The 13,137-nt window shown below is 47.5% G+C and carries 12 protein-coding genes; 6 read left to right on the forward strand and 6 right to left on the reverse strand.

Annotation, left to right across the window (positions count from 1 at the left end; translation table 11 throughout):
- Positions 1 to 96: 96 nt before the first annotated feature.
- Complete coding sequence (locus ACIDITHRIX25_RS000000103050; RefSeq protein ID WP_201733626.1) at positions 97 to 669, forward strand: NADPH-dependent FMN reductase; 573 nt, start codon at positions 97 to 99, stop codon at positions 667 to 669.
- 225 nt (positions 670 to 894) lie between these two features.
- Here ACIDITHRIX25_RS000000103050 and def read toward each other — a convergent pair whose 3' ends face one another.
- On the reverse strand, positions 895 to 1,395 hold the full coding sequence (def, locus tag ACIDITHRIX25_RS000000103055) for a peptide deformylase (protein ID WP_201733627.1): 501 nt from the start codon (positions 1,393 to 1,395) through the stop codon (positions 895 to 897).
- Between the two features lie 40 nt (positions 1,396 to 1,435).
- The gene (locus ACIDITHRIX25_RS000000103060) at positions 1,436 to 2,011 is read right to left on the reverse strand and encodes a glycine cleavage system transcriptional repressor (protein WP_052607206.1); all 576 of its coding nucleotides are present in this window, start codon (positions 2,009 to 2,011) and stop codon (positions 1,436 to 1,438) included.
- A gap of 38 nt (positions 2,012 to 2,049) precedes the next feature.
- On the opposite strand from ACIDITHRIX25_RS000000103060, the gene ACIDITHRIX25_RS000000103065 reads away from it, so the two are divergent.
- Positions 2,050 to 2,961 carry a sulfurtransferase gene (locus ACIDITHRIX25_RS000000103065; RefSeq protein ID WP_201733628.1) on the forward strand — a complete coding sequence of 304 codons (912 nt, stop codon included), beginning with the start codon at positions 2,050 to 2,052 and terminating at the stop codon, positions 2,959 to 2,961.
- Between the two features lie 224 nt (positions 2,962 to 3,185).
- Here the strand turns inward: ACIDITHRIX25_RS000000103065 and ACIDITHRIX25_RS000000103070 are convergent, their stop codons facing one another.
- Both ACIDITHRIX25_RS000000103070 and ACIDITHRIX25_RS000000103075 read right to left on the reverse strand, forming a co-directional pair.
- Positions 3,186 to 5,207 carry an acetoacetate--CoA ligase gene (locus ACIDITHRIX25_RS000000103070; RefSeq protein WP_201733629.1) on the reverse strand — a complete coding sequence of 674 codons (2,022 nt, stop codon included), beginning with the start codon at positions 5,205 to 5,207 and terminating at the stop codon, positions 3,186 to 3,188.
- A gap of 161 nt (positions 5,208 to 5,368) precedes the next feature.
- On the reverse strand, positions 5,369 to 5,620 hold the full coding sequence (locus tag ACIDITHRIX25_RS000000103075) for a hypothetical protein (RefSeq protein ID WP_052606552.1): 252 nt from the start codon (positions 5,618 to 5,620) through the stop codon (positions 5,369 to 5,371).
- Positions 5,621 to 5,991: 371 nt separating this feature from the next.
- On the opposite strand from ACIDITHRIX25_RS000000103075, the gene ACIDITHRIX25_RS000000103080 reads away from it, so the two are divergent.
- The 3 genes from ACIDITHRIX25_RS000000103080 (at position 5,992) to ACIDITHRIX25_RS000000103090 (ending at position 9,410) form a co-directional block, all read left to right on the forward strand.
- Complete coding sequence (locus ACIDITHRIX25_RS000000103080) at positions 5,992 to 6,711, forward strand: SDR family NAD(P)-dependent oxidoreductase (RefSeq protein ID WP_201733630.1); 720 nt, start codon at positions 5,992 to 5,994, stop codon at positions 6,709 to 6,711.
- A 361-nt stretch (positions 6,712 to 7,072) separates the two neighbouring features.
- On the forward strand, positions 7,073 to 8,620 hold the full coding sequence (locus tag ACIDITHRIX25_RS000000103085; RefSeq protein WP_201733631.1) for a sulfatase-like hydrolase/transferase: 1,548 nt from the start codon (positions 7,073 to 7,075) through the stop codon (positions 8,618 to 8,620).
- Positions 8,621 to 8,897: 277 nt separating this feature from the next.
- Positions 8,898 to 9,410: a beta-class carbonic anhydrase gene (locus ACIDITHRIX25_RS000000103090; RefSeq protein WP_249685838.1), complete on the forward strand. Its 513-nt coding sequence runs from the start codon at positions 8,898 to 8,900 to the stop codon at positions 9,408 to 9,410.
- A gap of 128 nt (positions 9,411 to 9,538) precedes the next feature.
- Here the strand turns inward: ACIDITHRIX25_RS000000103090 and ACIDITHRIX25_RS000000103095 are convergent, their stop codons facing one another.
- On the reverse strand, positions 9,539 to 10,618 hold the full coding sequence (locus ACIDITHRIX25_RS000000103095; RefSeq protein ID WP_201733632.1) for a YeiH family protein: 1,080 nt from the start codon (positions 10,616 to 10,618) through the stop codon (positions 9,539 to 9,541).
- A 70-nt stretch (positions 10,619 to 10,688) separates the two neighbouring features.
- Between ACIDITHRIX25_RS000000103095 and ACIDITHRIX25_RS000000103100 the strand changes: the two genes are divergently transcribed.
- The gene (locus tag ACIDITHRIX25_RS000000103100; protein ID WP_201733633.1) at positions 10,689 to 11,603 is read left to right on the forward strand and encodes a LysR family transcriptional regulator; all 915 of its coding nucleotides are present in this window, start codon (positions 10,689 to 10,691) and stop codon (positions 11,601 to 11,603) included.
- Between the two features lie 315 nt (positions 11,604 to 11,918).
- Here ACIDITHRIX25_RS000000103100 and ACIDITHRIX25_RS000000103105 read toward each other — a convergent pair whose 3' ends face one another.
- Entirely contained in the window at positions 11,919 to 13,121 is a 1,203-nt protein-coding gene (locus ACIDITHRIX25_RS000000103105) for an alpha/beta fold hydrolase (RefSeq protein WP_201733634.1), read from the reverse strand.
- Positions 13,122 to 13,137 lie beyond the last annotated feature (16 nt).

The raw sequence follows: 13,137 nt of genomic DNA on the forward strand, positions 1-13,137 counted from the left end.
GCCAAAGTAAAAACTACCAACTGGAAATAGAATCAATTTAAAACTAGTTGACTATGCAAGTAAAACCTTTACAGAAACTAAGCAGAACGGAAAGAGATGTCAAAGCCAAAAATTGTCGCCCTATCGGGATCTGCAGCCCAAAAAAGTTACAACAGCGCACTTTTGAGAGCGATAGGATCGCTCCTACCAGAAACGGTCGAATTCGAGCTCTTCGAAGATATCAAAGCATTGCCCTTTTACACCCCCGACCTCGACAACCAGAACGCTCCAGAAGTTGCATCGAGATTTCGCCAAACGATCAAAGAGGCAGACGCTATCATAATCGCAAGTCCAGAGTACAACTACTCATTCACTGGCCTAATCAAAAATGCATTGGATTGGGCATCGCGACCTTATGGCAAGCACGTCTTGATTGCAAAGCCGGTGGTTCTTGCTAGTGCTTCCACTGGCATTTTAGGTGGAGTAAGAGGTCAGCTTCACCTTCGAGAAGTTCTCCATGCAACGGGCTCGCTCGTTCTGTCACGTCCAGAGATCTTTGTCACATCGGCCGCACAAAAGTTCAACTCCAACTTAGAACTCACCGATGAATCGACTTGGACCATGCTCGAGCAGGCCGTTGAGGCACTAATAGTACATGCAGATCTTAAGGTTGAAGATAGTGCGGCTTAGTACTAATAAGGTACGGGGCGCCTTTGTGGCTTCCAAGCTCCATTAGGAAAATGCATATAGTGAATTCACTTGATTGAATGCGCTCATGTAGCATGCACTTGGTCAAAACTTGTTCTTCGAGACAATGATCGCTCTCGAAGAACAAATGCCTCTATGTTTATCATTTCATCTCCAAGAAGTAGATAGTTAGTTCGAGCCAATCTAGCAAAAAGCTGGATGGAGATCCTAGAGATAACGCTTTCTTGGATATAAATTATCAGGAGACATGATTCGGTCTAAAAAAACCATACCATTCAAGTGATCCACTTCATGCTGTATCGCCTGAGCTTCAAAGCCATCGGTTTCAATCTCAAAGATCTCCCCATTACAATTTTGAGCCCGAAGCGTAACGTTAGAAAAACGTTCAATTGCCCCGGTAAAATCAGCGACACTCATGCAACCTTCGCGCACTTTGATCGGCTTCGACTTTGCAGTTATCACCGGATTGATTGCCACGATCAGGCCGTTATAACTACGAGTTTTCTTGTGTCCCGCCACGTCGGCCACAAAGATCGCCAGGGGAACTCCTATTTGAACTGCAGCTAGACCTACACAACCCGGAGATACAGCCATCGTATCGCACATATCGCCGACCAACTTCGCAAGCTCTTCGTCAAAAAAATTAACTTCCAAAGCTTGACGAGAAAGTACTGGATGCGGAACGCTTACGACCTCTCTAATAGCCATGAAATCCCGACTTTGACAATTAAAAAACCCAAAACCTTCCTTAGATGGTGTCTGGCTCGATAAGTTCCGCACTCAAGTGCACAGTGAGCCTCAAAGCGACTTCGATCAAATCAGCCCGAATTCTCTCAAAACTTACAGAGGAATCGAGATCAACAAGAATAATCATCACGTAATTGGAAGATGGAAATGGAGTCGTCGAATGAGTCTTCAGTTCAACGATGTTAGCTTTATAGTTGAACAAGACTTCAGAAATTCCTGCAACGATTCCCGGACGATCACCGCCAATGACTCTAATGGCGACCCGGGATACGTCCTTGAGGTCAATCCAATCCTTAATCTCGATCTGATTTACAAAAAGTGCTAAGCCTAAATCAGCTAGATTCTCATTGAGCTCTTTATTCAACTGATCCGAATTGGAAAGACCTTCAACTTCAAATGAAAGCATTATCGCAAATTGGCCCTCCAAATCCGTCATCGTAGAGTCGGTAAGGTTTGCGCCCAACCGAGCCAACTCCTTTGTCAACCGATATACAATTCCTGGCCTATCAGAGCCGAACGCAGTTAGAATAAAGCGATTCACGCTAATAAAGGATAGTTGTATAAGGGAAATACCCAACGAGCTATCCCTAACTATCACATTGCGGGGGGGGTTATATGCAAAATAATCTAGAAACACTGATAGATTCCAACGCACTAGTTGAGCTAATCCATACAAACACAGTAAATGTAATCGATGCTCGATGGTATCTAGATGGTCGAAATGGGTACGATGCATATCTCAAAGGCCATATACCAGGGTCAATCTTTATCGATATTGATGCGGTAGCAAGCGACCACCGGGTAAGCAATCATGGACGACATCCGCTTCCTGACTCAAACGCCTTTCAGCTAGCCTTAAAAACCTGCGGAATCGATCTTTCCAAACCAACTGTCATCTATGACGACTGCGGAGGTGTTATCGCAGCGCGAATATGGTGGATGAACCGTCGCCTTGGTCTAAAAGCCGCAGTTCTAAACGGTGGAATTGCGGCATGGGATGGCCCGCTCGAAACAGGGTCAACCAGAATCTCACAATTTAATGGATACGATACGCCTCTCGCTGAAAATAACCTTGGCGGATGGGGTCCTGGGGTCTGCGATACACAATACGTCAAAACTTCCATCGAAAAAAGCTCAGCGATAGTTCTAGATGCACGGGACGAGAGTCGATACCGAGGTGACAGCGATCCAGTCGATCCTCGCCCCGGGCACATCCCTGGTGCAATTTCACTTCCAACGAGATCGCTGCTTGATCATAACTCATATTTTCCTGAGGTCGAACAACTCCGAAAGACCCTAATGGACCGAGTCGGATTCGAACCAAAATCAGGAAAAGAGATAATCGGAAGTTGCGGATCTGGAATTACAGCTTGCCATCTTGCATTGGCATTCAAATATGCATTCTCGATCGAGATCGAAATCTATGAAGGTTCCTTCTCGGCCTGGTCTAGGGAGACGTCGCTTCCAGTTGCCACCGGGACTGCACCAGGGAGCCTAAACACTCCAAATAGATTTCCCCTTGGCTAATTTTTGGGTTGACCCTCAAATAAGCAAGGCAGAGGCAGATTGAGGATTGCACCGTCAATCAAACTCCATTGACAATACATAGCAATATTTTGTTCCTTTTCCATAGCCAAAGCAGTCTCTCCTTGGCCTTCTCCTCTCATAAAATTCAGCATGAAATTCAGGAAGCGCAATCCAAGGACCAGATCCGGGAAATCGAGGCTTGGGTTTAAATATTCACTGATCAGCTAGAGACGATCCTTGAGGTCTTGGTATTCAAGGATCAGATCCGGATTCGCCATGGAACCTCGCGACGCGACTTTATCTATCTCCTCACCTAGGAGCAAACGCCTAATCGGCACCTCCATCTTCTTACCATTTAACGTTCGTGGAATTGCTGAAACCTCTACGATAAGATCAGGCACATGCCTCGGGGACAATTCTTCACGAATACGAGTGCGAATTTCAGATCTCAACCCATCCGTAAAGACGCCACCAGCCTCAATGACGACCAGCAATACCAATTTCCCGTCATTCCCCAATCTCGAGGTATCAATTATCATGGAGTCCACAATCATAGGAATCATCTCAATCACACGATAAAAATCAGCGGTACCCATACGAACACCACCTCGATTCAAGGTAGAGTCGCTCCTGCCATAGATTACAAACGAACCATCACTGCGCTCTTTCACCCAATCACCGTGGCGCCACATATTTGGATAGGTAGAAAAATATGCGTCATGAAGCTTTTCACCCGAAGGATCATTCAAGAAATAGATCGGCATGGAAGGCATTGGGTCTACAATTACCAATTCGCCTACCTCGTCCACTACGCCCTGCCCCTCACTATTTGCCGCGATAACAAATGCACCCAGGCCAGCCACATTCAACACGCCGGCTTTGGTATCATGAAACGGAGTGGAAAGTAAAAAGGCGGTACACAAATCAGTCCCACCGCTTACGGATGCTACGGCAACTCCATCTGCAACGTTCTCATAGATCCAAGAGAATCCCTCGGGAGAAAGCGGTGCACCTGTTGAACCTATCGTACGAAGGCCTCGCAAGTCATATCTTTGTTTTGGAGTGATATTGGCCTTCTGACACGAGGTTATAAAAGGTGCGCTAACCCCAAGAAAGGTCACCTTCTTAGAAGCCGCAATATCAAAAAGACGATATAAGTCCTTGTATCCTGGCGATCCATCAAACAAAAGGATTCCAGATCCAACTAAAAGGCCAGAAATCAAAAAGTTCCACATCATCCAGCCAGTGGTTGTGAACCAAAAAAAGAGATCACCATCTCGAATGTCACAATGCAACGACAACGCCTTAGTGTGCTCTAAGAAGATTCCACCGTGGCTATGCACTATCGCCTTTGGCATTCCAGTCGTACCCGACGAATAGAGAGCCCACAAGGGGTGATTAAAGTCGAGATCTTCAAATTGCGGTCGATCTAAACCCTCTATTGGCTCCATGAACTCAGCAGTAGCAAACACCCCAAACCTATCCTCAACAAACGACTCTGTATGATCCACAATCAGAAGCTCAAGATTGGCGCCCAAAGCGCCGCAAATATCTCGCACCTCTGAGCTTCGGTCAAAGACCTTTCCCCCATAGGAGTAGCTGCTTACGGCAACAAGTACCTTTGGCTTTAGCTGAATGAAACGATCCGCAACAGCCGAAGATCCAAAGTCTGGCGAGCACGAAGACCAAATTGCCCCGATAGATGCAGCGGCCAAAAAGGCCACCAACGCCTCGAGCGAATTGGGAAGATACCCCACAACTCCATCTCCTGCGCGTACTCCGCGATCTCTTAGTCTCTTGGAAAATGCGGCTACGAGTGCGTTCAACTCCCTAAAAGTTACCTTTGCCTCGTTCAGCTCCGACACAACCACAATCGCAATCGCATCATCACACCGCGCAAGTGAATAACTGGCATAATTACACCGCTGGCCCTTGAAGAACCCGCTGGCTGGTTGATCTCTGGAGTCTAAAACCAAGGTAGGATCAAACCCTATATTGGATATGCCAGATCTTCCAAGATCGCTTTGGCCGAATGCCGGATCTATGAACGCCCACCATAAGGTCCAAAAACGTTCCAAGTTCTCAACGGAAAACTTCCACAGCTGATCGTAATTTTCAAATTGGCTTCCAATATTGCGGTTAAGCCAGTCCATAAAAACAGCCAAGTTGGACGATTTTGCTATGGCTTGATCAAACCTAGCAAGAACTTCACCTTCAGAAACCATCGCTTTAGCCTTATCAGTCAACTTCGACCACTCCAATTATCCACAAAACTGCCAATCACTGGAATTAGTCAACACCCATTGTTGCCAAATGTCAATGCGAATGACATGCTTTGCTATTGACAAAAAAAGACCAAGACCACATTTCACAATGTGACGTGCGCTATGTTAGGCTGCAAATGCCACTATTCGTCTTCTTTAATGTGTGGTTCTAGCAAGGTAAGATCCCCTTGGGCTTTTTTTAGCGCCCGAAGGACTTTGGATAGAATTCTCTCGATTGCTAGGGCCTCACTGGTGAATTTTGGATCAACTCCAATCAGGCGGGCATAACCTAGCTCTTCGACTTCTTCAATCAATCTCTCGACTCGGCTTTGAAGTCCATTAACATCTTCACGCGAGATCATCCCGGGAACCTCCAGAAAAAAAGAGTAGTTCAATACCTTCGACCCATCAAATAAATCTTGCTAAGTCGCAGCTGTCTTCATGTAAGACAATAACCGCCAGCCCAATAGTCGATGACGACTTTCTCCACGTGTTCACAGAAGGGCCCCAAGATCAAATAGACAAGGTCCAAATTTTAAAAACAGATCCTTCCTGCAAGACGAGGTCACACAATAAACCCTGACCACCTAAGTTCCAGCCCCATTACAGGTCCAAATCATCGGGTGGTGGTTTGCCCTTGACCCATAGATCCTGCCAGATTCTACAAACGAACAAATAACCTAATATTTGTTATTCAAAGCAAACAGCTTTGGTCGCTAAATTGATAAGTTTTAATTTCAAATTAGACAAGGAAGAAGGGCATGCTTTGAAAACTGCATTGGTTACAGGTGGAACATCTGGAATAGGATTGGCCACCGTAGAGGCGCTTGTGGCAAAGGGATATACGGTCTATGTAACCTCGGTCAGAAGCGCCCAGGCTGGACTCGAAATGGAAGAGTCCTCAAACGGGGCGATTCGCTATGTTCAAACTGACGTAACAGATAAAGAGCACCGAAATAACCTCTATGAAGTTATAAAAAACGAAGTCAGTGGCCTTGATGTACTTGTAAATAATGCTGGGTACACCAAGGTGATTCCACATAGAGACCTCGAAGGAGCAAGTGACGACGTATGGGCGAAAATACTCGACACCAACCTCATGGGCACGTGGTGGATGTGCAAAGAGTTCTATCCCCTCTTAGGAGCAAATGGAGGATGTATCATCAATGTCACTTCGATCGCAGGGATAAGGCCTACGGGTTCATCGATACCATATGCCGTCTCTAAGGCGGCAATTAACCATCTCACAACACTGCTAGCTGCATCGTTTGAAAATGGGGTAAGAGTAAATGCAGTCGCGCCCGGATTGATCGATACTCCATGGACCAAGGACTGGGAGCAAATTCGTGAGCATGTAGGCAAAACCGCACCGCTAAAACGCTCAGGACAGCCCAAAGATGTCGCAACGGTTATCTGCTCTATCATCGACGCCACCTATATGACCGGTCAAGTAATCACTGTAGATGGCGGGCTTACACTAAAGTAACCTCCGATAGAGATCTTTCGAGTCGGCCAAAGTGTTCCTATCGAAATCTAAAAAGACTGGAAGGCTCCAACTCTTTAGGTCATAAGTCACCAAATTTGTTAATAAATCCAGCCATAGAGGCAGGTGGGCTTCCAAATGCGAAGCTCGCAAGTGCCACACGGATAAATCAAACGGATAAAGACGCTGGGAGAAGCTTGTACATTTGCAATTCAGGCAGAGGCAACACCAAATATGACGAAATGAGACCATGGCATCGAGCTCCTTGGAAAAAGCACCTGTGTAGTTTCAAACTCTAGCTTCGATTCGAGACTCTCAAAAAACCATTCTTTTAATCAATCTGACCCTTCAAGGAGGACGGCACTTGGAACCCACCCGAAATGTACTTTTTATAACCCTAGATCAATGGCGTGGTGACGGAATCTCCCTCCTTGGTCACCCGGTTCTTCAGACCAAAACCCTAGACCAATTGGCTAGGCGAGGAACGATATTCAAAAACCATTGGGCAAACGCGGCCCCTTGTGGACCGTCACGCGCCTGTCTGTATACAGGGACTTATCTTCATAGAAATCGATCAGTCCTAAATGGAACTCCCCTATCACAAAGATTCACCAACATCGCGCTCCTTGCCCGGGATGCAGGATATGATCCCGTTCTCTTTGGTTATACCGACACAAGCATCGATCCGTCAACTGTCCCAAAAAATGACCCGGCACTCTATTCATACGAAGGCATTCTTCCCGGCTTTCGTCCAATTGTTCACGATCCATTTGAAGCTAAGAGTCCAATGTGGGCAAAGTGGCTCGCCAAAAAAGGCATAGACGTCCCCTCGAACCCTCACGATCTTTACCTACCCGACACGACATTTCCCGGCGCCACAACCCACGGATCAACATGGGCCCCAACCCGCTTTTCGTCCGAAAACTCTGAGACCTCCTTCATGGTGGAACAGATCACGCACTACCTAGACCAAAATGGCGACAAACCCTTCTTTATCCACGCCTCATTCATAAGACCGCATCCACCGCGTCGAAATCCACCTGGCTATCACGACCTATACGACGCGAACGATGTAGATGACCCAAAAGGAGCACAGACCAAGGAACAAGAGGCAGCTATTCATCCTCTAGCTGCTATCGCGACGCAATTGCCCAGGGTAGGCGCGCCTAATGATGAAGGTGAAAAACGCCAGATGCGCGCAACTTACTACGGGGCTCAGCACGAAGTTGATGACAAACTGGAGATCCTATTCAGCTATCTACGCGACAGTGGCCTCTTCGAATCAACCCTTATCGTCCTCACTAGCGACCATGGAGAGATGGGAGGAGATCATTGGCTCTTTGAAAAACTTGGCTACTGGGATGAAAGTTACCATATTCCACTCATAATCTTCGACCCGTATACAACGACTTCCAACAATACCGTGGAGCACTTTACAGAATCCGTAGATATTGTTCCCACGATCTGCGAATGGCTCGGGATAGAAAAGCCCCTACAGTGTGATGGCTTTTCCCTAACGCAATTTATAAATGGCCAAGGGGCTCCATCGCATTGGCGAAGTGAGGCCCATTTTGAGTGGGATTTTAGGTCTCCTTCTACCAAGTGGGCAGAGTCGATCCTTCAGATACCAATGGCACATTGTGGCTTGAATGTCATTCGATCCGCTACGACCAAGTACGTAGCATTCGGCACCGACCAGGATAAACTTCCTCCGCTTATCTTCGATTTGCAAGAGGATCCAAACCAAATCTACGATTTAGTTGCAAACCACTCGAGCGACGCAGCATCAATAGGGTGGGAGTACTCAAACAAGGCACTGCAATGGAGGATGAGAAACGACGAGCGACTAAACAGCGGCCAGTTTCTCTCTCCATCTGAAGGACTAATCGAAGAACGCGATGCGTGGTGGTGAGAATGAGAGAATCAAGGATAAGACCAGGAATACGTTGACCATTTGGAGACCCATGCAAACCCCAGCAAAATAGGCTTGCGAATCGCTTCGCAAAGGACACACCTAGAGGTAGATAACTGACCTTCCAAAGAAACCAATTGAGGCAAGTGCACGTGAATCTATTGATATCGAAATACCCAATAACAAATAAATCGAGGCAACATCTGAAGATATCAACCCAACTCGGCCAAGATTGCAAATCTTTATGAAAGCGCCTGAACGACCTCATGGGGGAAAGATGGATCCAACCGAGATCATAAAAATTGTCACAGCGGCAGAAAAATACACCGAATCACAGAGCGTCAAACCACATGTAGATGTACATCCTGCCATGAAGCTGACTATCGTATCGTGCATGGACTCTCGTCTTGATCTCTTTGGGATATTGGGGCTCGATATCGGAGACGCCCATATCGTTAGAAACGCGGGTGGCATTGTTACCGACGATGTAATTCGCTCCCTCGCCGTATCACAAAGGTCGCTCGGAACAAATATGATAGTTCTAATTCACCACACAGATTGCGGTCTAGAAAAGATTTCAGACGACGACTTTAAATTTCAGATTGAACGAGAGATCGGCATTCGCCCATCTTGGGCAGTCGAAGCATTCAGAGATCCCTACGACGACGTACGTCAGTCGATCGCTCGTTTGGCAGCGTCTCCATTTGTAACTCACAAACAAAACATCTTCGGTTTTGTCTATGAAGTCGACAAGCATCAACTCGTTCGAGTAGATCCATACCCAAGTTGACACCTTTAGATTATGATTTGGAGACCAAAGGCTACCATTTTTACAGGTAGCTCTCCTTGGTCTCCAAATCTATGAAGTCGCACTGGATACTCCTTGGGACTTCTATCGCTCTCCGGCAAAGAATAGCCCTACTTGATATGCAAAAATGTCTGCAAGGATAAGCTCGTAGCAGCCACCAATACCCAAAGAATGGCACCCATTGCTAAAGGCTTGAAACCTGCACGCCTAATCTGATCAAAACGGATGGAAAGCCCAATGGCAGCCAACGCTGCGGTAATCATCACAGTCGCGACGGTAGAGACATGAACTCGTACAAAGGTTGGCACGATTCCAATAGAACTTACCACTACTGCCAATAGGAAAAAGAGTATAAAGGGAGGGAATCCCTTACGTATTTGACGAGAAAAGACTGCGAGTGATGACGAAGCAGGATCCTCATGTCGACGCTGTCGAATGAGTGCAGTTCCAACCGTCAAAGGCACGATAGCCAGTGTTCGAGTCAACTTCACAATGACTGCGTATCCAACTGAAGCTCCGGAGAAAACCGTGGCTGCCGCTACGACAGACGACATATCATTTACCGCAGTGCCGGCAAAAAGACCAAAAGAGCGTGAACTCATGCCAATCAAGTGGCCCAATAGAGGAAATGTCAGGACAGCAGCCACGTTAAAGGTGAAGATAGTCGCTATCGAATAGGCAATTTCAGATTCAGTCGCCGCGATGGTTGCGCTCATGGCTGCAATGGCAGAGGCTCCACAAATTCCAGTCCCGACTGAGACCAAAAGTGAGATATCGGGTTCTATCTTAAGTAACCGTCCAACTAAAAAACCCCCACCGATAGCAGCCAATAGCGTTCCCGCCAAGACAGGAAGCGAAGATGCCCCAACTCTCAACACCTGTGAGAGTGAGAGGCCGAGCCCTAGAAGGACTACCGAAGCTTGTAGGATTCCGCGGGAGGTAAAGCGGACCCCCGGTGCAAAAGAAGACGGTAACTTGATAAAGATCGTCGATATCGCACCAATAAGTATTGCAAAGACGGGCGAGCCGACTATTGGGAACAAATGTCCCAGGTAGGTAGCAATCGCAGTTATCACAGCTGCTACCCCAACTCCTGGGATCAAGGTCATTAGATGCGAAGGAGAAAATCGATTTTGAACAACATCTCCATCGGCTTGTTCAGTATCTGGTGGCGTTATATTTGGGTCCATATAAAAGACGATATGGCTCGCGTACCCGAGGCTATGACCCGCCTACATTATGGTATTATAAGTAGTTCTTATGCCATTATCTGAACCAATTCCAGACGCTCTATCACTTGACCTTCTAAAGAGCGTTGCAGGCCTTGGCTCGATCACCGAAGCCGCGATAGCCCATAGGATCAGCCAACCGGCTGCGAGCATGAGACTTAAAGAACTCGAGAGAACTCTAGGGCTGACCCTCATCGATCGCTCGAGCGGAAGAGCTCAGTTGACCGCTAATGGTTTGGCAGTAGTGGAATGGGCGGAAGTGGTACTAGTTGCAATAGCCAACCTTCAGATTGGATCGACAGCGCTTCGCAAAGGCAAAACCTCGCACCTAGCAGTCGGTGCTAGCATGACCGTAGCCGAATACCTAGTGCCCAAATGGCTCGTGGCCCTCCACGACCACGATCCGGCTCTAACAGTAGCCATAACAATGGGCAATTCTTCCGAAGTCATACGTCTGCTCGCCAACGGTAGCGTAAATCTAGCTTTCGTCGAGGGTATTGATTATCCAAAAGATCTTCAGTGCCAAATCGTTTACCACGATCGTCTAGTAGTTGTCGTTGCGCCAAACCACCCCTGGGCAAAACAAAACCGGATAGTTTCGATCGATCAACTCGCAAAGACACCTCTCGTCCTTCGTGAAACTGGTTCAGGAACCCGTGAAGTACTCGAGGAATCCCTCAAACCCCATGGATCCCTAGTTACTCCAGTCGCTGAACTCTCCTCCACCACGGCTATCAAATCAGCCATTGAAGGCAGACTCGGCCCAGCTGTAATTAGTTGGTTAGCAGTCCACGATGATATCGAACGTGGAAAAATGGTCGAAGTTCAAATCGAAGGCCTCTCGCTATCTCGAGAAATTAGGGCCATTTGGAGAAACGAATCCGACCTAGACGAACCAACTCTGAAGTTCCTAAAGATCGCCAAAGAATCCAAGTCTGCCTTGTAGGCGAACAGTTACGCCCCGGTGGTAAAGGTGGGTGATTTAGTCCCATTGTCGTCATGGCACCTCAAATGACACAAGGTATGACCTTCGACAAAGGAGTGGACTTTGACTTTAATTCGAAGAATGCTTTGAGGGCGCCGCTTTTACTCAAAGCAGCTCCCTCAAAAAAATCGATTAGTCAAAAGGAATTGCCACAAAAAAACCCTAACTATAAATTGGCTATTCCATCTCGAAACCTCGCCGTCACAACCCTCCTTTTGCAAGAAAACCCCTTGCAAAGCATCAAGATCCGACCTTTTATTGGCGAGATCTCAAAGACTATTGCCTATCCAAAAAGGATCTGACTGCAAAATTCCACGCCTGGGGATCTTCAAAATATGGAGAGTGGCCACAGCCGGTAATCTCCGTAATGCGGGCATCGGGAAGAAGATCGGTAAGAGCCCGAATCGATCTAGGAGGAAAGAGAGGATCTCTATCTCCAACGAGACATAAGATCGCCATGGTGAGTGAGTCCGCATCTTCCTTTGAATGAGTATGTGCAAGCAAACGCGGGATCATGACCTGACCGTCGACACTTCCCATTGCGGATAGGCACTGATAGAGGTGTGCTCGATCTGGAAACCTTTGCGTAAACGAAAGAGACAGGGCTGGGTGACCACCAAGATGATCGGTGGACTGGATCTCAAAACCCTTCGAGGATGCGACAGCCGCTTGAATTTCAGGGGTTATAAAACCACCTAGTGTATCCGCTAAGACCAACCGGCGAAATAAAGATGGCTCCATTAGTGCAGCTCCAACGACGCTCCATCCTCCCATGGATTGTCCGACGAAGTCTGCCTTGCCAATAGACAGCTCCTTTACCAACGCCAAAAGATCTCGTGCCGCCACTTCTGGTCCAGACAATCCCGCACGATCGCTGGAGCGCCCATACCCCCTATGGTCCCAAGTTACGACCATACGATCACGAGCGAACTCAGCCACCTGCTGATACCATGAAGCGTGATTTCCTCCCGCACCATGGCTCAAGATTAACGGCACTCCACCTTCACCAATAACTTCATAATAGAGGGACTCGCCTTCATTGTCGAAAAAACCCGTCCTGCGTGGAATATCTTTCGCTCTCCAGACCCTCTCAGGACGATGACGCCTTGCCACACATTCGATCTCCACCGCGGCGCCCAACGCTAAGACGACCCCGCCGATTGTTATCCGAGCTGGTGGCTCCTGGTCAAAGAAGCTGGCATAGGAACGATTCATGGCATCAAAGTTAGCCATATCCGCAACGAAGACGCTCACCTTCAATACGTCGTTCCAGGACGATCCGACCTCGTTTAAGATCCGTTCGATATTCCCCAGACATTGGATCGTCTGTGGTCCGATCCCACCATCAACTAGTCCTAAATCTTCAGAGGTTCCCAATGTGCCCGATACAAAGATCAAATCATCACTCATAGCGGCGTGAGAGAACTCTCGAAGACGCCCTAGCCCTGCCACAGAATATCGATCTAATTGCGAAGTCATATCCTACCCATCGTTC

The sequence above is a fragment of the Acidithrix sp. C25 genome (genome assembly GCF_904848545.2).